Annotated in this window: 23 protein-coding genes and 1 pseudogene; 6 read left to right on the top strand and 18 right to left on the bottom strand. The window is 62.0% G+C overall.

Going from position 1 to position 21,557, the window contains the following annotated elements:
- The first annotated feature begins 143 nt into the window (after positions 1–143).
- Positions 144–836, top strand: a complete 693-nt coding sequence (locus ACQ4MM_RS14035) for a c-type cytochrome (RefSeq protein ID WP_431477939.1) — start codon at positions 144–146, stop codon at positions 834–836.
- Between the two features lie 12 nt (positions 837–848).
- Positions 849–2,133 (top strand): annotated as a pseudogene (locus ACQ4MM_RS14030) (c-type cytochrome).
- A gap of 70 nt (positions 2,134–2,203) precedes the next feature.
- On the opposite strand, the gene ACQ4MM_RS14025 reads toward ACQ4MM_RS14030, so the two are convergent.
- Entirely contained in the window at positions 2,204–3,316 is a 1,113-nt protein-coding gene (locus ACQ4MM_RS14025; RefSeq protein ID WP_431477938.1) for a type IV pilus twitching motility protein PilT, read from the bottom strand.
- A 78-nt stretch (positions 3,317–3,394) separates the two neighbouring features.
- Entirely contained in the window at positions 3,395–4,030 is a 636-nt protein-coding gene (locus tag ACQ4MM_RS14020; RefSeq protein ID WP_431477937.1) for an SAM-dependent methyltransferase, read from the bottom strand.
- A 139-nt stretch (positions 4,031–4,169) separates the two neighbouring features.
- On the opposite strand from ACQ4MM_RS14020, the gene ACQ4MM_RS14015 reads away from it, so the two are divergent.
- Positions 4,170–4,940: a head GIN domain-containing protein gene (locus ACQ4MM_RS14015; RefSeq protein ID WP_431477936.1), complete on the top strand. Its 771-nt coding sequence runs from the start codon at positions 4,170–4,172 to the stop codon at positions 4,938–4,940.
- Between the two features lie 35 nt (positions 4,941–4,975).
- On the opposite strand, the gene ACQ4MM_RS14010 is transcribed toward ACQ4MM_RS14015, so the two are convergent.
- The 8 genes from ACQ4MM_RS14010 to purU all read right to left on the bottom strand — a co-directional run bounded on the left by ACQ4MM_RS14010 (position 4,976) and on the right by purU (position 11,789).
- Positions 4,976–5,971, bottom strand: a complete 996-nt coding sequence (locus ACQ4MM_RS14010) for an Rpn family recombination-promoting nuclease/putative transposase (RefSeq protein ID WP_431477935.1) — start codon at positions 5,969–5,971, stop codon at positions 4,976–4,978.
- Positions 5,972–6,067: 96 nt separating this feature from the next.
- Positions 6,068–8,302 (bottom strand): TonB-dependent receptor, encoded by a 2,235-nt coding sequence (locus ACQ4MM_RS14005; protein WP_431477934.1) that lies wholly within the window; start codon positions 8,300–8,302, stop codon positions 6,068–6,070.
- Positions 8,303–8,311: 9 nt separating this feature from the next.
- Positions 8,312–8,698 carry a YcnI family copper-binding membrane protein gene (locus tag ACQ4MM_RS14000; protein WP_431477933.1) on the bottom strand — a complete coding sequence of 129 codons (387 nt, stop codon included), beginning with the start codon at positions 8,696–8,698 and terminating at the stop codon, positions 8,312–8,314.
- A 10-nt stretch (positions 8,699–8,708) separates the two neighbouring features.
- Positions 8,709–9,155, bottom strand: coding sequence for a copper chaperone PCu(A)C (locus ACQ4MM_RS13995; RefSeq protein ID WP_431477932.1), 447 nt, complete (start codon positions 9,153–9,155; stop codon positions 8,709–8,711).
- A 35-nt stretch (positions 9,156–9,190) separates the two neighbouring features.
- The gene (locus ACQ4MM_RS13990; RefSeq protein WP_431477931.1) at positions 9,191–9,610 is read right to left on the bottom strand and encodes a DUF2946 domain-containing protein; all 420 of its coding nucleotides are present in this window, start codon (positions 9,608–9,610) and stop codon (positions 9,191–9,193) included.
- Positions 9,611–9,625: 15 nt separating this feature from the next.
- On the bottom strand, positions 9,626–10,345 hold the full coding sequence (locus tag ACQ4MM_RS13985) for a M48 family metalloprotease (RefSeq protein ID WP_431477930.1): 720 nt from the start codon (positions 10,343–10,345) through the stop codon (positions 9,626–9,628).
- 31 nt (positions 10,346–10,376) lie between these two features.
- Positions 10,377–10,913: a YaeQ family protein gene (locus tag ACQ4MM_RS13980; RefSeq protein WP_431477929.1), complete on the bottom strand. Its 537-nt coding sequence runs from the start codon at positions 10,911–10,913 to the stop codon at positions 10,377–10,379.
- Between the two features lie 6 nt (positions 10,914–10,919).
- Positions 10,920–11,789, bottom strand: coding sequence for a formyltetrahydrofolate deformylase (gene purU / locus ACQ4MM_RS13975; RefSeq protein WP_431477928.1), 870 nt, complete (start codon positions 11,787–11,789; stop codon positions 10,920–10,922).
- 102 nt (positions 11,790–11,891) lie between these two features.
- Between purU and ACQ4MM_RS13970 the strand changes: the two genes are divergently transcribed.
- The 3 genes from ACQ4MM_RS13970 to ACQ4MM_RS13960 all read left to right on the top strand — a co-directional run bounded on the left by ACQ4MM_RS13970 (position 11,892) and on the right by ACQ4MM_RS13960 (position 13,912).
- The gene (locus ACQ4MM_RS13970; protein WP_431477927.1) at positions 11,892–12,902 is read left to right on the top strand and encodes an NADP-dependent oxidoreductase; all 1,011 of its coding nucleotides are present in this window, start codon (positions 11,892–11,894) and stop codon (positions 12,900–12,902) included.
- Positions 12,903–12,958: 56 nt separating this feature from the next.
- On the top strand, positions 12,959–13,504 hold the full coding sequence (locus ACQ4MM_RS13965; RefSeq protein ID WP_431477926.1) for a hemerythrin domain-containing protein: 546 nt from the start codon (positions 12,959–12,961) through the stop codon (positions 13,502–13,504).
- 120 nt (positions 13,505–13,624) lie between these two features.
- Entirely contained in the window at positions 13,625–13,912 is a 288-nt protein-coding gene (locus ACQ4MM_RS13960; protein WP_431477925.1) for a KGG domain-containing protein, read from the top strand.
- 11 nt (positions 13,913–13,923) lie between these two features.
- Here the strand turns inward: ACQ4MM_RS13960 and ACQ4MM_RS13955 are convergent, their stop codons facing one another.
- The 8 genes from ACQ4MM_RS13955 to modA all read right to left on the bottom strand — a co-directional run bounded on the left by ACQ4MM_RS13955 (position 13,924) and on the right by modA (position 21,460).
- Positions 13,924–14,922: an alpha/beta fold hydrolase gene (locus ACQ4MM_RS13955; protein ID WP_431477924.1), complete on the bottom strand. Its 999-nt coding sequence runs from the start codon at positions 14,920–14,922 to the stop codon at positions 13,924–13,926.
- On the bottom strand, positions 14,912–15,931 hold the full coding sequence (locus ACQ4MM_RS13950; RefSeq protein ID WP_431477923.1) for a hypothetical protein: 1,020 nt from the start codon (positions 15,929–15,931) through the stop codon (positions 14,912–14,914). Before ACQ4MM_RS13950 ends, ACQ4MM_RS13955 begins: the two co-directional genes overlap by 11 nt.
- Position 15,932: 1 nt before the next feature.
- Entirely contained in the window at positions 15,933–18,131 is a 2,199-nt protein-coding gene (locus ACQ4MM_RS13945) for an FAD-binding protein (RefSeq protein WP_431477922.1), read from the bottom strand.
- 4 nt (positions 18,132–18,135) lie between these two features.
- A complete protein-coding gene (locus ACQ4MM_RS13940; RefSeq protein WP_431477921.1) occupies positions 18,136–18,498 on the bottom strand; it encodes a DUF805 domain-containing protein in 363 nt (120 codons plus the stop codon).
- A 78-nt stretch (positions 18,499–18,576) separates the two neighbouring features.
- Positions 18,577–19,377, bottom strand: a complete 801-nt coding sequence (locus tag ACQ4MM_RS13935) for a TOBE domain-containing protein (RefSeq protein WP_431477920.1) — start codon at positions 19,375–19,377, stop codon at positions 18,577–18,579.
- On the bottom strand, positions 19,370–20,050 hold the full coding sequence (locus ACQ4MM_RS13930; protein ID WP_431477919.1) for an ATP-binding cassette domain-containing protein: 681 nt from the start codon (positions 20,048–20,050) through the stop codon (positions 19,370–19,372). The genes ACQ4MM_RS13935 and ACQ4MM_RS13930 overlap by 8 nt, the downstream gene beginning before the upstream one ends.
- Positions 20,047–20,721, bottom strand: a complete 675-nt coding sequence (gene modB, locus ACQ4MM_RS13925) for a molybdate ABC transporter permease subunit (RefSeq protein WP_431477918.1) — start codon at positions 20,719–20,721, stop codon at positions 20,047–20,049. The genes ACQ4MM_RS13930 and modB overlap by 4 nt, the downstream gene beginning before the upstream one ends.
- A 4-nt stretch (positions 20,722–20,725) precedes the next feature.
- Positions 20,726–21,460, bottom strand: coding sequence for a molybdate ABC transporter substrate-binding protein (modA, locus tag ACQ4MM_RS13920; protein WP_431477917.1), 735 nt, complete (start codon positions 21,458–21,460; stop codon positions 20,726–20,728).
- Between the last annotated feature and the right edge of the window lie 97 nt (positions 21,461–21,557).

The raw sequence follows: 21,557 nt of genomic DNA, 5'->3' as shown, positions 1-21,557 counted from the left end.
CGGATGCCATCGACTGCGCCAATTGGTCGGCTAGCGCCTCGTAAAGCTTCAAACTGATACCCTCATTCCGCGGCCATTCTGAGCCTGTTATTCTCTGCCTCGCAGGCGTATCCTTGACCCATCACAAGAAAAACGGATTCATCATGCGACTTTCCCTCCGCATTCTCTCATTTAGCACTGCGCTTGTGGCCAGCTCCGCCCTGGCCGCGCCGGCCAGCCTGCCGGACACCGTCGAGCAGCGCGTCGCAGCCTGCATCGCCTGCCACAAAGCCAATGAGCAAGGCGACGCCTTCTTCCCTCGCATCGCAGGCAAACCCGCCGGCTACCTGTACAACCAGCTCCTGAATTTCAAGGAAGGCCGCCGCCAGTACCCGATGATGACGTATATGGTCGAACAACTGCCGGACGCCTACCTGCGCGAGATCGCGCAGTACTTCTCCGAACAGCACGCCCCATATCCGCCGCCGGCCGCCACCAGCGCAACGGCGCAAATGATCGAGCGAGGCCGCGTGCTGGTGCACCAGGGCGATCCATCGCGCAAAGTACCGGCCTGCGCCGCCTGCCACGGCGACGCGATGACCGGCGTAGCGCCCGCCATTCCCGGCCTGATTGGCCTGCCGCGCGACTATATCAACGCGCAGTTCGGCGCCTGGCGCAACCAGAAGCGCAAGGCCCACACGCCAGACTGCATGGCCGAAGTGGCCAACCGCCTGAGTGAATCCGACGTAGCAGCCGTCTCCGGCTGGCTGGCCGCACAAGCCGCCGATCCGAACGCTCGCCCTGCCACCTCCCTGGCCAAGCCGCTGCCGATGGAATGCGGCGGCGTCCCGAAATAACCAGAGCAGATCATGAACCGCAATACGAAAATCGCCATCGCCGTACCGCTTTTGCTGGTTGTTGCAGCGGTAGGCTTCATCTGGCCCAAGCACGATACAGGCCCGGCACCAAGCGCCGCCTCGCAAGCCATGCCGGCCGCCGAAAAGGTCGCGCGCGGCGCCTACCTTGCCAAGGCAGCCGATTGCATGGCCTGCCACACCACGCGCGGCGGCGCCGCCTTTGCCGGCGGGCGCGCCCTGCAAACACCGTTTGGCAATGTGATCTCACCGAACATCACGTCGGACAGGGAAACCGGCATCGGCAACTGGAGCGCCGACGATTTCTGGAACGCCCTGCACAACGGCAAAGCCAAGGACGGCCGCCTGCTGTACCCCGCCTTCCCCTACACGAACTACACTGCAATGACGCGTGACGACTCGGACGCGATGTATGCCTACTTCCAGAGCATCACGCCCGTGAAGCAAGCCAGCGCCCCGCACACGCTGCGCTTCCCGTTCAACCAGCAAGCCATGCTGGCGGTATGGCGCGCCCTGTACTTCAAGCCCGCCGTCTACGCGCCTGACGCCGGCAAGTCCGCCGAATGGAACCGCGGCGCCTACCTGGTGCAAGGCCCCGGCCATTGCATCGCCTGCCACAGCGAACGCAATGCCCTCGGCGCCAGCGACAAAGGCTTGTCGGGCGGCCTGATTCCGGTGTTGGGCTGGTACGCCCCTTCGCTCACGTCAGACCGCGAGGCCGGCCTGGGCGACTGGGACGTGAAGGACATCACCGACCTGCTGAAAACCGGCATCTCGCAGCGCGCGACCGTGTTCGGCCCGATGGCGGAAGTAGTTCGAGAGAGCCTGCAGCACCTGAGTGATGAAGATGCGCGCGCGATGGCCGTGTATTTGAAATCGCTGCCGAACGAAAGCGGCAACCGCGACCCGTACGAACGCTCGAAGGAAGCCGAGGCAGTGGCCTGGCTGGCTGCCGGCGAGAAGATCTACAGCAAACAGTGCCTCGACTGCCACGGCGAAAAAGGCCAGGGCATCGCCCCGCACTACCCGCCATTGGCCGGCAACCGCGCCCTGACGATGGATCAAGCAGTGAATCCGATCCGCATCGTGCTGAATGGCGGCTTCGCCCCCGGCACGGCAGGCAATCCACGCCCATACGGCATGCCGCCGTTCAGCCATTCTTTGAGTGATGTGGAAGTAGCACAAGTAGTGTCCTACCTGCGCGCCGCCTGGGGCAACAACGCCCCCACCGGTGGAAAGCACGACAGTGAACCGCTACCGCAACGTGCCCCTAGAATAATGAAAGTCGGGGTCAGCTCCGGCAATCGGACATTTTGTCCGATTGCCGGAGCTGACCCCGACTTTCGTCTTTACAGCATGTCGGCGAAACCGAGGCGGTCGGTGGTGGCGTGGCGGGCGTCTTCGATGCTGACCTTCTTCTCGGCCAGCAGCTTGCGCAGGCATTCGTTCATGGTGTGGCAGCCTGGCGCGGATTTGTGCTCCATCACATTGCGCAGGTCGGCCACATTGCCGTTTTCGATCACGGCCGCCACTTCCGGATTGACGCTCAGGCTTTCGGTGGCCAGGTAGTAGCGGTCGCCGTCCATTGCCGGCATCAGCGCCTGGCACAGCACGCCGCGCAGCGCATGCGCCAGGGCCTGGCGTTGCGGTTCGGTGTTGCCCAGCAGGCGGATCATCTTTTGCAGGCCCAGTTCCGTCGAGCGTGCATGCAAGGAGGCCAGCACCAGTGGACCCGATTCGGCCAGAGCCAGCGCTTCGTGCGCAGTTTCGGCGTCGCGGATCTCGCCGATCACGATCACGTCCGGACGTTCACGCAGCGCATCCTTCGCGCCCAGGTCGAAGGTTTCGACGTCGCCGTCAAAGCCCACTTCGCGCTGGGTGATCACGCATTTGCGTTGCGGGATCAGGGTCTCCACTGGATCTTCAATGGTGATGATGTGGCCCGAACGGTTTTTGTTGATATCGTCCAGCATCGATGCGATGGTGGTCGACTTGCCTTGGCAAGTATCGCCAATGATCAGCACCAGGCCGCTCGACAGCTGAGCGAACTTCTCTTCCGTCGGGCGCAGGCCCAAGCCGGACAACAGCAGCGGCTCTTTCGGGAAGCGGCGGATCACGCAACCAAGGCGCTTCTTGCCCTGGAAGCTGAAGCAGTTGGCGCGGATACGCGCGGTATGCAGGTCTATGGCACGGTCGAAAGCGCGATCCTGGATGCGTTCACGCCAGTTCGGCTCTACCACTTCAAAGAATTCTTCCAGCTCTTCGCGTGTGATCGGCGAATCGCTCACAGCCACCAGGCCCTTTGGCTGGCGCAGCAGCAAAGGGCTGTTCTGGTGAATCAGGATGTCGGAAAAGACCAGTTTGGAGTTCAGCAGGTGCAGGATTTGCTCGACCAGCGTGCCGAAGACGGGATGGTCTTCGTTCTCGATATACGTCAAGGTGCGAATTTGCGAGTATTCCATAGTGCCTGTGTTCTCCAATTGGTACGCATGATTCTATTGCATTTACCCAATGAAATGTAAGTGGCTGGTGAACAACATTTATTTTGGATACTCAAATCCAGTGCGGATATCGTAGGAAAAACTGCGGCCGCGCTCGCTCACAGTCAGCCGCTGCGGCGGTTCTTCTCCAGCCAGCGCGCGTGATTTCACGTGCAAACCCTCGCCTTCACGGATCAGCTTATCTGCGCGCTCGTAAACATTTTGGCAACCCGTTTCTGCGATCAGGGCCTGCACGATGCCGATTTTCCATGCTTCCACCGCAGCCGACTGGAACTGGCACACCAGGTAGCCAGCCTTGCCGCCATAACTCTGCACCAGCAGGCCGGATAGGCCGTCTTCATCGCCGAGCACGATTGGCACCAGTTCATCGGGCCGGGCCGAATCCAGGGAATGCCTGCGGCGGGCGATGGCCGCACGCACGCGGCGCTTCACCATGGCATGGTCGACCGCCTCGTCTTCACGCAGGGTCCAGACCCGGGCGGCGATCTGCGATTTGGCGTTATACGCAGCGCGCGCCAGGAATTTGCGGGATGAGGAAACCACCGTGGCAGTGGCGCCAGGCTTGTTTTTCTCGGCGGGACGCCCGTCCACGCGCTCGATGGCGGACAGGTAGATATAGGGGTCGCCGGCAAGGATTGCATTCTCCTTGCCCTGTTTGATGATGATTGTAAGCATGGGCGAGATGATACAGGAGCGACGCCCTGTCCCCGGCATTTGCATTCTGTTCCTGCGAGGAAGCGCCCTGTCGCACCGGGCGGGCGCTGGGGCGCCGGCTTCGGTACGATGCTTCTCATTCAAATTGAGGAGAAACACGATGAAAATGTCTGCTGCAGTGCGCAACGCCTTGATCGCCGCTTCCGTTTTTGCTGTCGCCGCCCCGGTCGCCGTGGTGTCGGCCGCTCCGCTGGGCTGGTTTGCCGGCGAACGTGTCCAGGGCAATGGCAAAGTCTCCAAGCAGGCACGCGAAGCGAGCAACTTCAGCGGCCTCGGCCTGGGCTTGCCGGGCAGCGTGGAAGTCCGCATCGGCAGCGCTGAAAGCGTCAGCATTGAGACGGATGACAACATCCTGCCGCTGATTGAAACCGTGGTCGAAGACGGCACCCTGCAAGTGCGTCCTATCCGCCCCAACCTGCAGTTCGATACCCGCAACCTGAAGGTTGTGATCACCGCGAAGAAACTGGAACGCATTTCGGTCGGCGGTTCCGGCTCGGTTGATGCGGAAGGCCTGCGTGGCGGCAAGCTGTCCTTCAATGTCGGCGGCTCGGGCTCCATGAACCTGCGCAATATCGAAGGGGAATCGGTCACCGTGTCCCTGGGCGGCAGCGGCAACCTGAAGGCGACCGGCTCAGCCGACAAGCTGAAGGTCTCGATCGGCGGCTCCGGCAAGGTCAGCACCGGACAACTGGCCACACGCGAAGCCGCAGTCAGCATCGGCGGCTCAGGCCAGGCGGTGGTGTGGGCCAAGCAATCGCTGTCCGTCAGCGTGGCTGGCTCGGGCGATGTGAGCTACTACGGCGAGCCGCAACTGACCAAGAGCGTCATGGGTTCCGGCAGCGTCAAGCGCCTGGCTGGCGGCCCGAACTGATCAGGGTTTTGTCCCGGCCCGTGTCGCCACAAGCTTCACGGGCCACCTTCCCCCAGCAACTCTTCCAGATTTTCACCAGCGATCAGCTTGTCGCACCAGCTTTCCAGCTGTGCCAAATCAGCACAGGCGATCCGCGTCTCAAAGCGCTCAGCGCCACGGCGCTGCCTACACACCTTGCTTAGCATTGTCCGAAACGCCTCAGTTCTCCCTTCTCCCCTCCCTTCTTCCCGCCCTTCTTCCCGCCCTTCTTCCCGCCCTTCGCGTTTCGCAACCATCTGCGCCTCGACTACCCGCTTGAACTCGGGTATCTCCTTGGCCGCGTGATAGACGTCCAGGATATATTGCCTGATGAGGACATGTTCCTCCTCAGTAAACTCCTTTCGACCCGCCTTGTTGACAGTTTCATTCATGATTGCCTCCTGATCGGCGCCAAAGTGCGTCATACACTCATTGGCTACCGTTAACACATCCCGCCGTAACCCTTCACTTGCCATTGGCCAGGCCAGCAAGGCATTCTGCGACCGCACCACATCAGCAAACGTGTCAGCACGCACCATGCGGATCACATCGCCGATGATGGAGTCGCCAGCGGACTCCTCATCTATCAGCACATACACTTTCCTCTCCTGTAAAGGTTTTAACCAAGCCAGGACCGCCGTGTTAGCCGAAGTCCACTTACGGCGCCCAGAATAGACTACGACCGGCAGCAGGTTCAAAGGTTCCGCGTTTTTATGCTGGGCATGTAGATCCTGCGCCAGCAAGCCAGAATAGACTCTCATCCTTTGCGTCATTTGCCGGTCGACGGTCGACTGAAACTCGAGCAATAGATAGAAGACGGACTCCTGGCAATAGATGCGCCAGACCATGTCCGCATTCCGCTGGCGCTCTGAACTGCTGACAAAGCTGCAGTTCAGGCGTTCGAAACCAGTCACGCTCCTTGCTGGACAATCCGGTACGAGTTCCAGCAGGGATTGCACCAGTTCAGGATAGCTAAATACAAGCTTAAACGCGGAGTCATGTTGGAATGGCATCACTCGATTGTAGAAATCTGGCGGCGCAAGGTATTGGCTTTGCGCAAAGGAAAACGCCCCGCGGGCGGGGCGCTGTGCGCTGTGCGCTAGAGAGCACTAAAGATCAAACTTGAGGTCGGCGCTCAAGGTACGCTGGGCGTATGGGTGAAAAGCCCAGTATTTCTCGCCATTCAAATTGTCGATGCCGACCGACGCCGTCCATTGGCGGTTGAGACGGTATCGCAAGCGCACGTCGGCAACCAGGTAGTCCGATACGCCCATATACGTTGCGCCATTCGGATCGCTGTTATCGAGCGTGCCGTATTGCTTGCCGCTGTAGCGCACGCCGAACGTCGCGGTCCAATGCTGGCCAACATGGTATGAAGCCAGCATATTCGCGCGCCACTTGGGCACGCGCGGCTGCCGCTTGCCGACACTGGAAGGCATGGCGTCGTTCGACACAATCTCCGAATCCGCATAGGTAAGGCTGCTTTGCAGCGTCAGCCCGTGCGTAAGGACATCGTCGGCCTGCTGCGACAGTTCCAGGCCGCGCGTGCGGACCTTGCCGACATTCTGCACCGTGTTGACGGTAGCGGTCAGTGGCTGCGAGTACAACGCATCGCGCGTGACTTCGCCAAACAACGTGGCACGCACGCTGCCTTGCGCCGTCATGTGCTCCGCAGTCAGTTCGCTGGTCCACGACTTCTCCGCGCGCAGGTTCGGATCGGTGTTGACTATCTTGTCGTCTACAATCGAGCCCTGGAACAGCTCCGCCGCAGTTGGATTCCGCACTGCGCGGCCGGCCGATGCCTTCAGCGTCCACGCTTGGCCCGTACGCCACGCCAAAGCGGCCTTGGGCGACCATGCCTGCTCGCGACGATCGCCAAATGGCAGCAGCTTGCCGGCCGTGCCCGAAATTTCACCGCCATATGCACGCCAGGTTTCGTGCCGCAGGCCCAACGTCGCCTTCCATTCGGGCGAAAGGCGCCAGCTGTCCTGTGTGTACCAGCTCTCCAGCCTCGTGTTGCCGTTGAAGGTCGATACAAGCTTGCCGCCCTCGCCAATAACCCAATCCGCTACACTGGTCACACGTGTGCGTAGCTTGGCGCTCTCGCGCTGCGCCCCAAATTCCACCTGGTGCGCGGTTCCGGCACGCCAGTTGCCGCGCAACGCCAGCGTATTCCAACCGCTGCCGCCCATATCGGTCAGGTTGCCCCGCCCGCCTCCGGTAGGCACGCGTGCCTGGTCGCGCGAGTAGTCATAAGCGCTGCCGGCAATTTCCCAATTGAAGCTGCTGCGTCCATGCGTCTTCAACGACAGGCCGTGCATCACATGCTCAAGGTCCGCGCGCGCTCCGGCAAAATCGGAAGGCAGCAGTGTGAAACGCTTGCCGCCGACATTGATCGCGCCGCTGGTCACCGCATTGCCGGCGCCGTCACGTAGATAGGATTCGACGCTGCGCACGACATCGTTCTGCCACCAGCCAAGCGTATAGCTGGCACGCAGCGTTGGCGAGACGTCGTAAGCCAGCTTCACCTTGGCATGGTCCTGCACCGTGTTTACCTGGCCCGTACTGCCAAGGATGTACCAGTCCTTGCCGGATGGGTTGCGGTCCGCGATAGCGCCGGTTACCGGGACGCCGGCGGGCTCGCCCGCCAACGGCGTGACGCCGGCCGAGCGCAGCTTATTGGCGAAGGCAATCGGCTGGCCATCGCTATCGAGACGGGACAAGTTCACCCACCATGACAGCGCGCCAACGCGGTCCCCCAGCGAGGCGCTGTACTGGCGGCCAATGTGCTGCGAATCGGTCCCATATTGCTCGAAATCCTGGCCGACCCACGACAGCTTGGCATGCGCCTCCAGCTTGCTCGGCATGCGCGTCTGAAAATCCACCACCGCGCCGACCGAGTTGCCGGCATACGCCGCCGAGAACGGGCCATACAACACATCGACGCGTTCAATTTCCTCCGGCGTCACCAGCCCCCAGCGCGGCGTATACGTCGCGCCGTTCCCCAACAGGTTCGACAGCAGGATGCCATCCGCATACACCAGCGAACGCGCACTATTGCCAGTGCCGGAAGCGCGGCTGGCCAGCACGGCATGATCGTAATCGCCAATGAAGCGCTTGCGCACGTTCAGGCTTGGCAGGTATTTCAGCGCGTCCTCGCTGTCGAAGGCATTGATGCGCTCTTCAACCTGAGCGCCGGTGATGCCCTCGATCGTGGTCGGGATCTGCGTTGGCAGAGATGTAGGACGGCCAGCGTTGATCGTCACCACGTGGTCCGCTTGCGCCGGGCAAGCGAAGCCCATCGCCGCCAGCATCGCAGCCAGCGGTTTGTATTGGAGTTTCATGATCGGTCCTTAACGCGTTTCGAGAATGGCTTCCCAGTTCGCGCTGCCAAACTGGCAGGACTGGACGATCTTGAAGTTATGGCTGCCCGCCGCCGGCAATTTGCCGAACATGACAAATTCATCGTAGAAGTCGTCAAGCAACGGGCCGCCGCGCCAGGTCAGGCTATCGGGCGTACGCTCGATACTCCAGCCGTTTTTCAGCATCGGCCGCATCGGTGCAAACCCTTCCGGCAACCGGATGCTGACCGCAACCGTCGGACTGCCGCTGCATCCATGGCCGACACGGAACACCAGTTTCTGATAGCTGCCCGCCGCGAACTCGCGCTGTTCCAGCGAGATATGGGCGTGCGCAGACGTCGCCGCGAGCAAAGCTGCGGCAATCAGGTATTTTTTCATGATCGGCTCCTTAGTGCTTGGGAGCGGTGTAGGACAAAGGCTTGACCGGCACTTGCACTTCCACCGTCTCCTGTTTCTTGCCTTTGCCCTGGAAGACCAGCGTCATGGGGACGCTTTCACCCGCCTTCATCTGCCGCTTCAAATCCATCATCATGATGTGGTAGCCGCCGGATGCCAGCGCCACGGATTTACCGGCGGGAAGGTCGATGCCTTCGACTGCCGACATCATCATGCGGTCGCCCTGCATCGACATCTGGTGGATTTCAATAATGCCGGCGGCTGGCGAGCGCACCTCGATCAGGCGCGCATCCTGTTTGGAGACCAGCTCCATGAAGGCGCCGGTCGCCTGTGCTGCGGGCACGGTAGCGCGAATCCATGGCTCGCGCACGGTAACTTGTGCCGCAGCGGATGCGGCGTAGGCGATCGACATTGCGAGCGCGAAGATCTGCTTTTTCATTTTTCACTCCTTGATTCGTTAAATGGGGGACGAAATCAGGCGTGTGCAGGCGGTCCTCGCGGAACGGACGCCGACCACACCGGCAAAGGTTGTGGCGACTGGTAGAACAGGGTTGGGCGCAGCGCGGCGCTGCCGAACGGCAGGGGTAAAGCAGGATCGGACGGAGGCAGGCCAAACCAGCCCGCGTGCGGCAGGCAGTAGGAACAGTCTTCCATGTCCATCTGCGCCATCGGTTGCGCCGGGGATTGTGCCTTGCTGCGGTCGGTCACCGCGACGAAGGTCGCGTAATCGAGTTCGCCGACGCCGGTCACGCGGGTGCCGTCGTTCAGGCAGATCTCCCAGGTGCGCGGCTTGCCGTTCACCGCGTGCGAAATCGCCGGCGCGAGCGCGTTCATCAGGATGGCGAGGCACGCGATCCAGATCCAACGCAGGCGGGTGGACGATTTCATACGCATGGCGGGCATTATAGCTTAGCGGGACGCTTCCATTTGCGCAGCCAGCTCACGCGCGGCGCGCCAGCGGCTGGCCGGTGAAGGATGGTCGAAGCGATCGAAATTGGGGTAATGGCTTTGCTTTGCCAGCTTGCGGAAATATGCAGCCAGCGCCTGCGGCGGCCAGCCTGCGCGCGTCGCAAACAACAGCCCTTCGCGGTCGGCTTCCATTTCCTGCCGCCGGTTGAAGTTCGCCAGCTTGCGCATCAACCCATTATCGTGGTCGATGTCGTGCTCGAACTCCTGGTATGGCTGCGTCGCCCGCGCCGGTTCGAGCCTTAAAGCTTCCTCGAATTCCTTCAGGTTGTGGCGCAACACAGCGTGCATGATTTCATGCGCCAGCAACATCGCCAGTTCGGCATCGGTCAGCGCCAGCTCTTCGACATGGGCGCGGCTAACCAGCATCTTGCCACCCGCCATGGCAAACGCGTTCGCATCGCCCTCGGTGGTGGTGTGCAGCTCCCAGTCCCATGCAGCGGATTCAGGGAATTCGCGCTTGGCCTGCTCGATCAGCGGGCGCGCCAGCGCGGCCACCCGGGCGCCGAAGCGCTCGTCGTCGTCAAGGCGATAGCCCTGGCGCAGTTCATCGATCTGCTCGCGGTATAGCTTGGCCGAGCCGGCCATGACTTCGGCCTGCGTCACGGCATTGGCCGCGGCGCCATGGGCGATGAAGAAAAAGGCAATCAGGTAGCGCAGCATGATGAGCACATTCTGCCACTGATTCGCCCGCTCAGGCCTTCCACACCTCGCGCAGGATCTCAACCGTGGTGGTGCCATCGGTCAGCCAGATCTGGCCGTCCTGGATCGTGCACTGCAGCTGCATGGAGCGCTGCGCCATCTTCTCCAGCTGGGCGCTGGCTTCGGCGTCGATATTCACCACGCTGACATTCTTGGCGCGGTCGATCTTGCTGGCGATCTGCTTCCACCACACGTGCGAAGCGGAGCTGTAGCAGTACACCATCACCTTGTCGGAACGGCCGGCCGCTTTCAGGATGCGGCGCTCGTCCGGCTGGCCGACTTCGATCCAGAGCTGGATCGCGCCGGTCAGGTCCATCTGCCACAGGTCCGGTTCTTCGGTATCGGAAATGCCCTTCGCATTCACCAGCGCTTCATCGGCATGGATCGCGAAAGCGACGAGGCGCACCATCAGGCGTTCATCCGTTTCGGACGGATGGCGTGCCAGGGTCAGCAAATGGGTAGCGTAGTAGTTACGGTCCATGTCCGCGATGGACAGTTCCGCCTTGTAGATCGTAGATTTCAGTGCCATTACTTTTTATTTGAAGATTACAGTTCGGTCGCCGTTCAGCAGGATGCGGTGCTCGACGAACCATTTCACAGCGCGCGCCAGCACCACGCACTCAACGTCGCGGCCGATCGCGGTCAACGCATCCGAATCCATGGCATGGTCGACGCGCTCCACGTCCTGCTCGATGATCGGGCCCTCATCCAGGTCGCCCGTCACGAAGTGGGCCGTGGCGCCGATCAGCTTTACGCCGCGCTTGTGCGCCTGCGCATACGGCTTGGCGCCTTTAAAGCTAGGCAGGAAGGAGTGGTGGATATTGATCGCCTTCCCTTTCAGCCGCTCGCACATCGATGGCGACAGGATTTGCATATAGCGCGCCAAAACCACCAGGTCCACCTTGTGGTTTTCCATCAGCTCCACGATGCGCGCTTCCTGCGCCAGCTTGGCCTGTTCCGGCGCGCCGCTTGCCAGTGGCAGGTGATGGAACGGGATGTTGTAGCTGGCCGCCAGCTGGTAAAAGTCCATATGGTTGGACACGATGGCCGGAATCTCGACCGGCAGCAGCCCGCTCTTGTAGCGGAACAGCAGGTCGTTCAGGCAGTGCCCGATCTTGGACACCATCAGCATCACGCGCGGCTTGGCGTTGGCATCGTGCAGCGCCCATTCCATGCCCATCGACTCCGCCACCCTGGCGAAATCCTGGCGCAACACAGCATCGCTGTAGGCCGCGTCCTCGCGCGCAAAGTGCACGCGCATGAAGAAACGTTGCGTTTCCGCGTCACCGAATTGGGCGGAATCGATGATGTTGCAGCCATGTTCAGCCAGGAATCCCGATACGCGATGGACGATGCCACGTTGGTCGTGGCAAAACAGCGTGAGGATGTATTCTGGATGATTCATGGCAATTCAAGTCATGGGCGGGACGGTATTGTCGCATGAACATTGCCACGGCTGGCAAATTCCGGAATAGAATGACCGTACTATTTCTAAAAAGGAGCAAATATGGAGAACACCCAGTTTCGCCTCGCCGCCCGCCCGGTCGGCTTGCCCAAGGAAAGCGACTGGCAAATTACCAAGGAGCCGGTACGCGAGCTGGCCGACGGTGAAGTGCTGGTCAAGACCCTCTACCTGTCGCTCGACCCCGCCATGCGCGGCTGGATGAACGACGCCAAATCCTATATCCGCCCGGTCGGCATCGGCGAAGTGATGCGCGCCGGCGGCCTGGGACAAGTGGTGGCCTCCAAATCGCCGCGCTTTGCCGTGGGCGACCAGGTTGGCGGCGGCTTTGGCGTGCAGCAGTACTGGATCGGCGCCGCCGACGACCGCCATGCCGGCCTGCACAAGATCGACACCCGCCTGGCGCCGGCCACCACCTGGCTCAACACCTTGGGCATGCCCGGCATGACGGCCTACTTTGGCCTGCTGGAAGTGGGCCAGCCGAAAGCCGGCGAAACTGTGGTCGTGTCCGGCGCGGCCGGCGCTGTCGGCCAGACCGTCGGCCAGCTTGCCAAGCAGCTTGGCTGCCGCGTGATCGGCATTGCCGGCGGCCAGGAAAAATGCGCCTTCGTGGTCAATGAGCTCGGCTTCGACGCCTGCATCGACTACAAGGGCGGCGACGTGCGTGCCGGCCTGAAGGAACACTGTCCAAACGGCGTTGACGTATACTTTGACAACGTTGGTGGCGACATCCTCGACATCGTTCTCACGCGCATCAACCTGAAGGCCCGCATCGTGATCTGCGGCGCAATTTCGCAGTACAACAACACGACCGCGGTCAAGGGTCCGGCCAACTACCTGTCCCTGCTGGTGAACCGCGCGCGCATGGAAGGCATGGTTGTGTTCGACTACGCCGACCGCTACCACGTAGCCGTTGCCGCGCTCGGCAAATGGCTGCAGGAAGGCAAGATCAAGAGCCGGGAAGATGTCGTGCAAGGCATCGAGAAATTCCCGCAGGCGCTGACCATGCTGTTCGAAGGCAAGAACTTCGGCAAGCTGGTGCTGCAGGTCGCCTGACGCCCTTCCCTGCAGCTCCTTGTGCGCGGCTCAACCGACGCAGCGAAGGAGCCAGCATGAGCCAGCAAAACCAAAGCGCCACGGCCAAGGATGCCGTGGCGCTCCTCACCTCCGACCACGACAAGGTCAAGAAACTATTCCGCGAGTTTGAAAAATGCGATGCCTCGCACCAGGGTTTGAAGCATGACCTGGCGCAGCAGATCTGCATGGACCTGACGATCCACGCAACGATTGAAGAGGAAATCTTTTATCCTGCCGTGCGCGCCGAAACCGGCGCACAGCAACAGGTCGATGAAGCGCTGGAACAGCACGGCACCATCAAGGAGCTGGTCGAGCATATCCGCGGCATGGCCACCGGCAACAGTGAACTCGATAGCGCGGTGCAGAAACTGCGCGAATGCGTAGCACACCACGTGACTGAGGAAGAACAGGAAATCTTCCCCAAAGTACGGCAAAGCGATGCCGACCTGGTCCAAATGTGCGAACAGTTAAAAGACCGCAAGGAAGAACTGGAGCACGATTTCGGCGCCCAACCCGTGCGCGGCAACAATACTGCCGAAGCGGAAGGCGAGCGATCCGCCACCGGCCAAGCTGGCTCTTGAACTCGAAAAATAATTGGAACTTTTACCGCCGACCTTCCCTCAAAGCCCAAGAAGCAGCCGCGACGCTGCTTCCAGCCCGGGCCCACGCCCGGATTCTTGGGCAATTGACGGAGGTGGATCATGGCTACACCGGATGAACAGGTCAGGATCGGCAATGGCAAGCGCGGCTTCGCGGCGATGGATAAGGAAACCCAGCGCATGATTGCCAGCAAGGGCGGCCAGGCTGCGCACCAGAAGGGCACGGCGCATGAATTCACCTCGGAAGAAGCGCGCCGCGCCGGCCAGAAAGGCGGCGAAGTCGTGAGCCGCAACCGCGAGCACATGGCGAAAATCGGCCGCAAAGGAGGCGAGAGCCGGCAAACCACCCGCAATGGCAACCGGCAGGGGGGCAAAGACGAGGCAGGCTAAATGCGCAACGCTTAGCGGCCGGGCTTGGCATCCTGCAGAATGCGCGCCAGCGCTTGCTGGAACAGTTCAGGCTCCTCAATCTGCGGGATATGCCCTGCGCGCGGAATGCGCACGATTTGCGCGCCGGGAATCAGGCGTTGCAGGTTTTCCGCCTGCGACAGGGGCGTGATCGTGTCGGTCTCGCCCCACAGCAAAGTCACCGGCCAGGCGATGCGTCCATAGGCATCGTGGAAGTCACTGGCAGCATGGCCGCGCCGTGCCAGCAATTCCGGCAGCCAGGCCGCGACGTGCCGGTAGCTGCCTTCCAGCGCCAGTGGTTGCTGGTACACCTGCTGCCAGGCGAGCGTGGCTTTCTCTTTTTCGCTGACGAAGCTTTTCAGCAGGGTTTCGGTGTATTCGGGCCTGGTCAGGAGTCCGGCCGCCAGCGGCTGGCTGACCCAGCGCCAGCGCAGCATGGTCTGCAACAGGCTGTCGCCCTGCTCCTGGGGTTGATCCAGGCCCAGCGCAGCATCCACCAGCACCAGGGCCTGTACCCTGCCCTCGTCCGGCGTGGACAGCAAGGCTTCCATCAAAGGCGCCGCACCGAAGGAATGCGCCACGAACACGGCGCGGCGGATGCCGGCATTGTCCAGCGCCCTGCGCAGCCGCGCTGCCTGTTGCTGCTTGTCGTATTCGCCCGATTCAGGCGGAATCGAGTAGCCGAACGGCGGCATGTCAAGCGCGACAGCCTGGTAGCCCAGGCTGGTGGCAGTCGCCATCGACGCCCGCCAGGTTTCGCTCCACGAGCCCGTGCCATGCAGGAACACCACCGCCGGCGCGTCACGGCTGCCGGAACGCTGCATGAAGATCCGTGCGTCACCCGCATCGACAAACTCGCCGCCTTTGGGGGCCAGTGTTTCGCGATTGCCGGTCTGGCGCGCCTGCGCCTGCCACACCGATACCGTGGCCCACGCGGCCGCGCCGCCGGCCAGCGCCAGCAGCGCATAGGCCAGCAGGCGCTTAATAGTCATACACGTGTTCGACTTCCACGCCCTGCCGCGGCGCGTCGACCAGGTAGCGTGACAGCGCCGCCACCCGCATCACCAGCGCCACCCGCTTGCGCCCCGGCTCGGTCAGGATCGGCTGTTCGAACAGCACCCGGGTGTCGGGCGGCGCCGCCGTGCCCTGCCCCCGCGTCAGCACCGTCACCAGGATCACGTCGCTATTGCCGGCGATGTCCTGAAGCTGGACGTCCTGCAATCCCAGGCGCGTCGCAGCGAGGCGGAAGTCGTAATAGCGTGGCAGCTCCAGCACTGCACGGCCATCGTCCAGCATGCGCAGCAGCTTGATGTTGGGCTGCTCGGCCAGGTCGTATGGCTCATGGTCGGCCACCACCTGGGTCGTCATCAAGGCCGGTTCGTAGGCCGCGTGCGTGCCCAGCTTGATCAGTTGGCCATAGGCGGCCTTGACCAGGTACTCGGTGGTGAGCGCATAGCGCCGTTCCAGCTTGCGAAGCATATCGGCGCCAAATAGCGGCGTATCCGCCCACAGCCCTTTCAGCTTGGCGCCGAAATCGAACAGGTACCACGGCTCCTTGCGGATGAAATCGACGTAATCCTGCGCCACCCGGGCGCCGTATTCGTCTTCCGGCGTCAGCGACGAAGCGGTGGCCCAACTGATGCGGCCCAGCGTGTTTTCGTACAGCGAGCGCAGGCTGTATTCCACCGTCGTGCTGCCGCCGATCACGCCGATCATGACGTGGTAGCCGGCGTTGCTCGGGTACTTGGCACGCACCTGTTCCTCAGTCACGGCTGCATAGCTGGTCCAGATCTGGGCCGCATGGCCGAGGAAAGGGAAATTGTGGGCCGGGTGCTTTTTCACGTAACGGGCGTATTCGGCCGGGCTGTGCACCAGGAACCATTCCGGGAACGTCAGGAAAGTCTGCTCCACGCTGCGCCGCTGTTCCGGCGCAATCGGGCTCTCGGCAGAACTGGTCAGGCAAGCGGCCAGCAGGCTCAATGCCAGCAAGAGTTTGCGCATATCAGATCCGTTTGAAAGCCATCAGGACGTTGGCGGAAGGATCGCCATCTTGCACGATGCGTTCGCCCGTGTGCTCGAAGCCGGCGGCTTCCACCCGCTTGATCCACTCGTCAACCGAGGCGAAGAAGCGCAGCTCCGTCGAATTGACGGCCCATGGCTCGCCCAGGCCGGCGTTGAACACGCAGTGCGCCAGGCTGACGAAATCGTCCATCGAACGATCCTTTACATCGTGGTCGCGCACCACGAAATAGCCGCCGGGGCGCACGATATTTGCCACCGACGCCAGGAACGGCTTCAGCTTCTCCGGCTCCATATGGTGCAGGCCGACGAAGCAGCTGACCAGGTCCGCGCTTTGTTCCGGCAATTCGATCGGCGCGTAATCCTTCATGTGCACGAACTTACCGACCTGCATCAGGCCGCCGCGTTCCACGATGTCGACCGGCGAATAACCAGGCGCCTTGTCGTGCACCAGCGTCACCTTGCCCCTCAGCTTGAGGTGCTTGCGCAGCGCGTTGACGTAGCGGCCGGTGGTGCCGATTTCAACATAGTCCCGCAACGGCTGCTCGCCCAGCAGGCGCTTGGCCTGGGCCCCCATCTCTTCCTTCTGCACCACCAGCGACGGCAGCGCATAGCGCAGCAGCGACAGCGGCGGGGTAATGCCCGGCAGGCCGGCCTGCAAGGCGCGGTAGATCGACTCCTCGTCGTGGTTCTCGGTGGTCGCCTTGCGGATCAGGGTGTGGAAACGGTCTTCCGGGAACAGGTTGAAGATGTTCTGCAGGAAGGCATAGAACTTGTCCGCCTCGCGCTCGCAGCCGTACACGGAATGGAACAGCGAACGGCGCGCCGCCTCGCCGTCCGGGTTCAGGTCCAGCGTCGGCGCATAGTATTTATCCCACAGGGCGCCGCGCAGGCGGTACTCTGGGTCGAGTTCGCGCTTCATCGCAAACAATTCCTTCGCGCGCGGGTAGGCGCGGTGGAATTGTTCATGCGTACCGTGCAGCTGGTATGGCAGGTAGTAGGTGCCGCCGCATTCCAGCACGGCGTCGATCAGTTCGCGTGTCCATACACCGACCCGTTCGCGCGCATTGTCGCGCGTGCGCTGCTTGTGGTACAGCACGAAGGCGAAGGTTTCGCCGCGCGCCCACGACAGCAAGGTGCCTGGATCGGACAGTGCGTGCCGGATCGAGATATTGATCGTATTGACGCGATGCTTGGCAAGGATGGCCGACAGCTTCGGCACGAATTCGTCCATGCGTGCACAAGGAACGAAATACTCCTGCAGCACATAGGTACGCTCGGTACGGCCCAAGGGTTCCAGCTCCGCCGTGTCATAGCCCGCCTCGTAATTGCGCCAGTGGACCTTCTTCTTCCGGTACAGCAGCGGATCAAGCAGGTATTCGCGGCGCCATTTGCCGAACGGCGACTCGGACACCGACCACAGGAAATACAGCTCCGCCAGGTAGGCGCGGTTCAACGGCTGCAGGCGCGGCTTGTCGGCCGGCAGGTCGGTCACGGTCCAGGTCACGGCACGCGCGCGGGTGTACTGCGGCGGATACAGGTCCGCATTGTGGAAAGTGATCTCTTTGCGGCCGCGCACATTCACATCGAACCAGGCCGGATAATCCTTGGTCGCCAGCTTCAGGCTGCCGCGCTGCACGCGCGTGTTCGGCACCAGTTCCAATTCCGCCTCGGCGATGATGCCGATCGCGCCATAGCCGCCGATGGCCGCGTAAAACAGTTCGCTGTTCTGCTGCGGGCTCGCTTCGCGCACTTCACCGCTGGCCAACACCAGCGTAATCGAACGCACCGACAGCACCACCGGGCCCAGCCCCATATAGCGTCCGTGGGCATTGACCGACAGCGCGCCGCCAACCGTGAAATTGGCATAGGTCTGCATGATCTTCACCGACAGCCCGTGCGGGTCGATGAAGCGCTGGATATCGCACCAGCGGATGCCGGCCTGCACGCGGATCAGGCGGTCCGCCGGCGAAAATTCGAGCACGCGGTTCATGCCGCGCAGATCAAGGTGCAGGCTGCCCGGGCTGGCCGTATGGCCGCCCATGCTGAAATGGCCGCCGCCGATGGAGATCGGCAGGCTGGTCTTGCGCAGCGCGTCCTGCAAATCCGCCGTGGTGCTTGGTGTCGCTACGGCGTAGACATTGATCGGATTGAGCTGGGTAACGTCGTTTACGGTTGGCATAGTCTTACTTTGCGATGTTCACTTGCAGGTAATCGTGGCGCGACAGCGGATCATCGCCATAACGGTTCTTGCCTTCTCCACCGCGGCGGCAAAGCAGGAGCAGTACCCAAAGCGGGCCCAGGACTGGGATCAACAGCAAAAGAAGGCTCGGGCCGGAACGGCCGATATCGTGCAGGCGCTGGGTGGAGATGGCCAATGCGCCCCAGGTAAATGCCAGCGCAAACACTGCGGCGCCGGGGTCGCCCAGCATCTCATTGGCGAGCATGCCGAAGGCCAGGCAGACCAGGCCAAGTGCGATGATGCGTGTCAGCCAGGTACGGCGATTGATGCGCCCCTGGCATCGGAAATATTTTGCTAGCAGTTCCATTTCTTTTCCTACAAAGGACGGGGCGGGCCCGAAAAGGGAACTAGCTTAGCAAATCCTCAGAAAGTTGCACAACGGAATTCATATCGGAACACCTATGATCACGCTGGATGCCTTGAACAGGGCGGTCGCTTCGATGCCTGCTTCAAGTTCCATTGACAGTTCGCTGTCGCGCGTGACGGTGGCGGCAATCGTACCGCCGCCGGGCAAGGCCAGCGTCACCTCGGAATTAACGGCCCCAGGCTGCACGCGGCATACGGTGCCGCGCAGTTGATTTCGCGCCGACAGTTTGCCGGTTTCGCCGGTCGCCAGGATGATCGAAGAAGCCTTAACTAAAGCGAAAGCTTCAGTTCCTTCTTGCAAACACAGGCTTTCTGCGCTCTCGTGTGTGATGATTGCAACAATCTCCTGCCCTCCAACAATGCGCAGGATGATTTCGTCATTGACCGCGCCCGGCTTGATGCTCGCCACGGTGCCCGAGAACTGATTGCGCGCGCTGGTTTTCATTTTCATTGATTGCAACAGGAGGTAATCATCTGCCAACCCTTGCGATTGGCGGCTCAGGTGTTTCATGAACACATTGTGTTCGTATTCGATGCGGCGGAAATTCGCCACCAGTTGCGCGCCGCGCTGCGTAAGCCGCGTGCCGCCGCCGCCCTTGCCGCCGGCCGACCGTTCCAGCAGCGGTTCACCGGCCAGGTTGTTCATCGCATCGATCGCATCCCAGGCGGCCTTGTAGCTCATGCCGATTGCCTTTGCGCCTTGCGTGATCGAGCCATGCTCCGCAATGCTGGCCAGCAGTTCGACACGCTGGTGGCCGCCGAAGTCCTGGCCATCGAGCGTAATCCATACTTCGCCTTGCAGCGCAACCTGCTTAACCATTACTGCCCTCCCCGGCCACGCGGCCATCCGCCATCGTCAATACATGGCCGCCGAAAGTGGCGGCATCGTCAGGATCATGCGTAATCAGCAGCATCGGGATATCAAGCCGCCGCTGCAGGCTATCGAGTTCGGCGCGCATGCGCACGCGCAGTGCCGGGTCCAGCGCCGCGAACGGTTCGTCGAGCAGCAGTGCGCTCGGCTCTGCGACCAGTGCACGCGCCAGCGCCACGCGCTGCCGCTGGCCACCGGACAATTCCATCGGTCGCTGGTGCGCCACTTCGGCCAGCCCGAAAGCCTCCAGCCAATAGCGCACCGACTCGGATTCTCCGCGCGGCGCGGGATTGAACCAGCCGCGCTGCAGGCCGAAGCCGATGTTCTGCCGCACGTTCAGGTGCGGGAACAGCGCATAGTCCTGGAACAGATAACCCACGCGCCGCTTGCGCGCCGGCACATCGATGCCGGCGCTGCTGTCGAACAGCTTCTGCCCATCCAGTTCGATCACGCCACTGTCCGGCTTCGACAGGCCGGCAATTGCTTTCAGCATCTGGCTCTTGCCCGCGCCCGATGCGCCATAGATCACCACGCGTTTGCTGGCCGACTCGAACTGCGCATCCAGCTGGAAGCTGCGCGTCCCGGCCTGCAAGGATTTACGGATATTCACGCTGATCGTCATGCCGCCCCCTGCGCACGGTTCGGCACCAGCCGGTTCGCCGCCACCAGCACAACCACGCACGTCAGCGAAGTGATGATCACCAGCAGGTTGGCGGTATCGTCCTGCCCTGCCTGCACCGCTTCATAAACGGCAATCGACAGCGTCTGCGTCTTGCCGGGAATGCTGCCCGCCACCATCAGCGTGGCGCCGAATTCGCCCATCGAGCGCGCGAATGCCAGCAAGGTGCCGGCCAGCACGCCGCGCCACGCCAGCGGAAGGCTGACGCGCAGGAACACGCCCAGCGGCGGCACGCCGAGCACACGCGCGGCCTGCTCCAATTGCACATCAACCGCTTCAAAGGCCGAGCGCGCTCCCTTCAGCACCAGCGGGAAAGCAACCACCGCAGCCGCAATCACCGCGCCCTGCCAGGTGAAAATCAGGTTGATGCCGAAGTGCTGCTGCAGCCAGTGCCCGATCGGACCATTGCGGCCGATCAGCACCAGCAGGTAATAGCCCAATACTGTCGGCGGCATCACCATCGGCAGCGTGAGCAAGGCATCCAGCACATCGCGGCCGGGAAAGCGGCCGCGCGCCAACAGGTAGCCAAAGCAGACGCCTAGCACCAGGTCGATCAAGGTGGCCCACAACGCCACCTTCAGTGACAGGCCAAGGGCAATCAGCGCAGCATCCATCGCTTTATGGTTTTCCGAATCCGAAGCGCGCCAGGATGGCCTGGCCGTTTGGCGACAAGATGAAATCCGCGAAGGCGCGGCCGCCGGCCGCATTCGGCGCATCCTTGATCACTGCCAGCGGATAGGTGATGGGCGTGGTGGTCGGAACCACCATCGCCGCGCGCACCTTTTCCGCCTGCGAGGCGACATCGGTCTGGTACACCAGTCCTGCTTCGACTTCGCCGCGCGCGATGTAATCGAGGCTCTGGCGCACATTGGTGCCGAACACAAACTTCGGCTCCAGTTCGCCCCACAGCCCCACTTTTTCCAGCGCACCCTTGGTATAGCGTCCTACCGGCACGCTGGCCGGATTGCCGGTGGTCAGGCGCTGGACAGCCGGCTGGCGCAAGTCGGCCAGCGTGCGCAGGTCCAGCCGACTTCCGAATGGCACAGCCACCACCAGGCGGTTGCTGGCGAAGTCGCGGCGGCTGCCTGGCGCCACGTGCGGCTGGGCCTTATCCATCGCTTCCTGGTCAGCGGAGGCGAACACGTCGACCGGTGCGCCCTTGGCGATCTGGGCTACCAGCGCATCGGAAGCGGCGAAATTAAGCAACACCTTGTCGCCGGGATGGGCAGCTTCGAAGGCAGCTGCTGCCTCACGGAAAGCGTTGTTGAGACTCGCTGCTGCGGATACAGTGATATCGGCAGCAGCGGCGGCGCCGGCGGCGCACAACAGCAAGACAGCGGTGATACGTTTCATCAGCTTTCCTTTCCAAAAGCGCAATATACATGATTATACAGCGCAAAATTTTTTGGAACGTTTTATAATTTCAGGAAATCCTGAAAATTCAAGAATT

This window comes from Massilia eburnea, from assembly GCF_050709955.1.
In the GTDB taxonomy this organism is placed as follows: Bacteria; Pseudomonadota; Gammaproteobacteria; order Burkholderiales; family Burkholderiaceae_D; genus Rugamonas; species Rugamonas eburnea_A.
The sequence above is the reverse complement of the archived record's forward strand: the minus strand, read 5'-3'. Positions and strand labels throughout refer to the sequence as shown.

What these genes read in the sequence shown, in the direction of transcription:
- ACQ4MM_RS14035 (WP_431477939.1), top strand. Translation starts at nt 144, where the DNA reads ATGCGACTTTCCCTCCGCATTCTCTCATTTAGCACTGCGCTTGTGGCC.
- ACQ4MM_RS14025 (WP_431477938.1), bottom strand. Translation starts at nt 3,316, where the DNA reads ATGGAATACTCGCAAATTCGCACCTTGACGTATATCGAGAACGAAGAC.
- ACQ4MM_RS14020 (WP_431477937.1), bottom strand. Translation starts at nt 4,030, where the DNA reads ATGCTTACAATCATCATCAAACAGGGCAAGGAGAATGCAATCCTTGCC.
- ACQ4MM_RS14015 (WP_431477936.1), top strand. Translation starts at nt 4,170, where the DNA reads ATGAAAATGTCTGCTGCAGTGCGCAACGCCTTGATCGCCGCTTCCGTT.
- ACQ4MM_RS14010 (WP_431477935.1), bottom strand. Translation starts at nt 5,971, where the DNA reads ATGCCATTCCAACATGACTCCGCGTTTAAGCTTGTATTTAGCTATCCT.
- ACQ4MM_RS14005 (WP_431477934.1), bottom strand. Translation starts at nt 8,302, where the DNA reads ATGAAACTCCAATACAAACCGCTGGCTGCGATGCTGGCGGCGATGGGC.
- ACQ4MM_RS14000 (WP_431477933.1), bottom strand. Translation starts at nt 8,698, where the DNA reads ATGAAAAAATACCTGATTGCCGCAGCTTTGCTCGCGGCGACGTCTGCG.
- ACQ4MM_RS13995 (WP_431477932.1), bottom strand. Translation starts at nt 9,155, where the DNA reads ATGAAAAAGCAGATCTTCGCGCTCGCAATGTCGATCGCCTACGCCGCA.
- ACQ4MM_RS13990 (WP_431477931.1), bottom strand. Translation starts at nt 9,610, where the DNA reads ATGCGTATGAAATCGTCCACCCGCCTGCGTTGGATCTGGATCGCGTGC.
- ACQ4MM_RS13985 (WP_431477930.1), bottom strand. Translation starts at nt 10,345, where the DNA reads ATGCTGCGCTACCTGATTGCCTTTTTCTTCATCGCCCATGGCGCCGCG.
- ACQ4MM_RS13980 (WP_431477929.1), bottom strand. Translation starts at nt 10,913, where the DNA reads ATGGCACTGAAATCTACGATCTACAAGGCGGAACTGTCCATCGCGGAC.
- purU (WP_431477928.1), bottom strand. Translation starts at nt 11,789, where the DNA reads ATGAATCATCCAGAATACATCCTCACGCTGTTTTGCCACGACCAACGT.
- ACQ4MM_RS13970 (WP_431477927.1), top strand. Translation starts at nt 11,892, where the DNA reads ATGGAGAACACCCAGTTTCGCCTCGCCGCCCGCCCGGTCGGCTTGCCC.
- ACQ4MM_RS13965 (WP_431477926.1), top strand. Translation starts at nt 12,959, where the DNA reads ATGAGCCAGCAAAACCAAAGCGCCACGGCCAAGGATGCCGTGGCGCTC.
- ACQ4MM_RS13960 (WP_431477925.1), top strand. Translation starts at nt 13,625, where the DNA reads ATGGCTACACCGGATGAACAGGTCAGGATCGGCAATGGCAAGCGCGGC.
- ACQ4MM_RS13955 (WP_431477924.1), bottom strand. Translation starts at nt 14,922, where the DNA reads ATGACTATTAAGCGCCTGCTGGCCTATGCGCTGCTGGCGCTGGCCGGC.
- ACQ4MM_RS13950 (WP_431477923.1), bottom strand. Translation starts at nt 15,931, where the DNA reads ATGCGCAAACTCTTGCTGGCATTGAGCCTGCTGGCCGCTTGCCTGACC.
- ACQ4MM_RS13945 (WP_431477922.1), bottom strand. Translation starts at nt 18,131, where the DNA reads ATGCCAACCGTAAACGACGTTACCCAGCTCAATCCGATCAATGTCTAC.
- ACQ4MM_RS13940 (WP_431477921.1), bottom strand. Translation starts at nt 18,498, where the DNA reads ATGGAACTGCTAGCAAAATATTTCCGATGCCAGGGGCGCATCAATCGC.
- ACQ4MM_RS13935 (WP_431477920.1), bottom strand. Translation starts at nt 19,377, where the DNA reads ATGGTTAAGCAGGTTGCGCTGCAAGGCGAAGTATGGATTACGCTCGAT.
- ACQ4MM_RS13930 (WP_431477919.1), bottom strand. Translation starts at nt 20,050, where the DNA reads ATGACGATCAGCGTGAATATCCGTAAATCCTTGCAGGCCGGGACGCGC.
- modB (WP_431477918.1), bottom strand. Translation starts at nt 20,721, where the DNA reads ATGGATGCTGCGCTGATTGCCCTTGGCCTGTCACTGAAGGTGGCGTTG.
- modA (WP_431477917.1), bottom strand. Translation starts at nt 21,460, where the DNA reads ATGAAACGTATCACCGCTGTCTTGCTGTTGTGCGCCGCCGGCGCCGCC.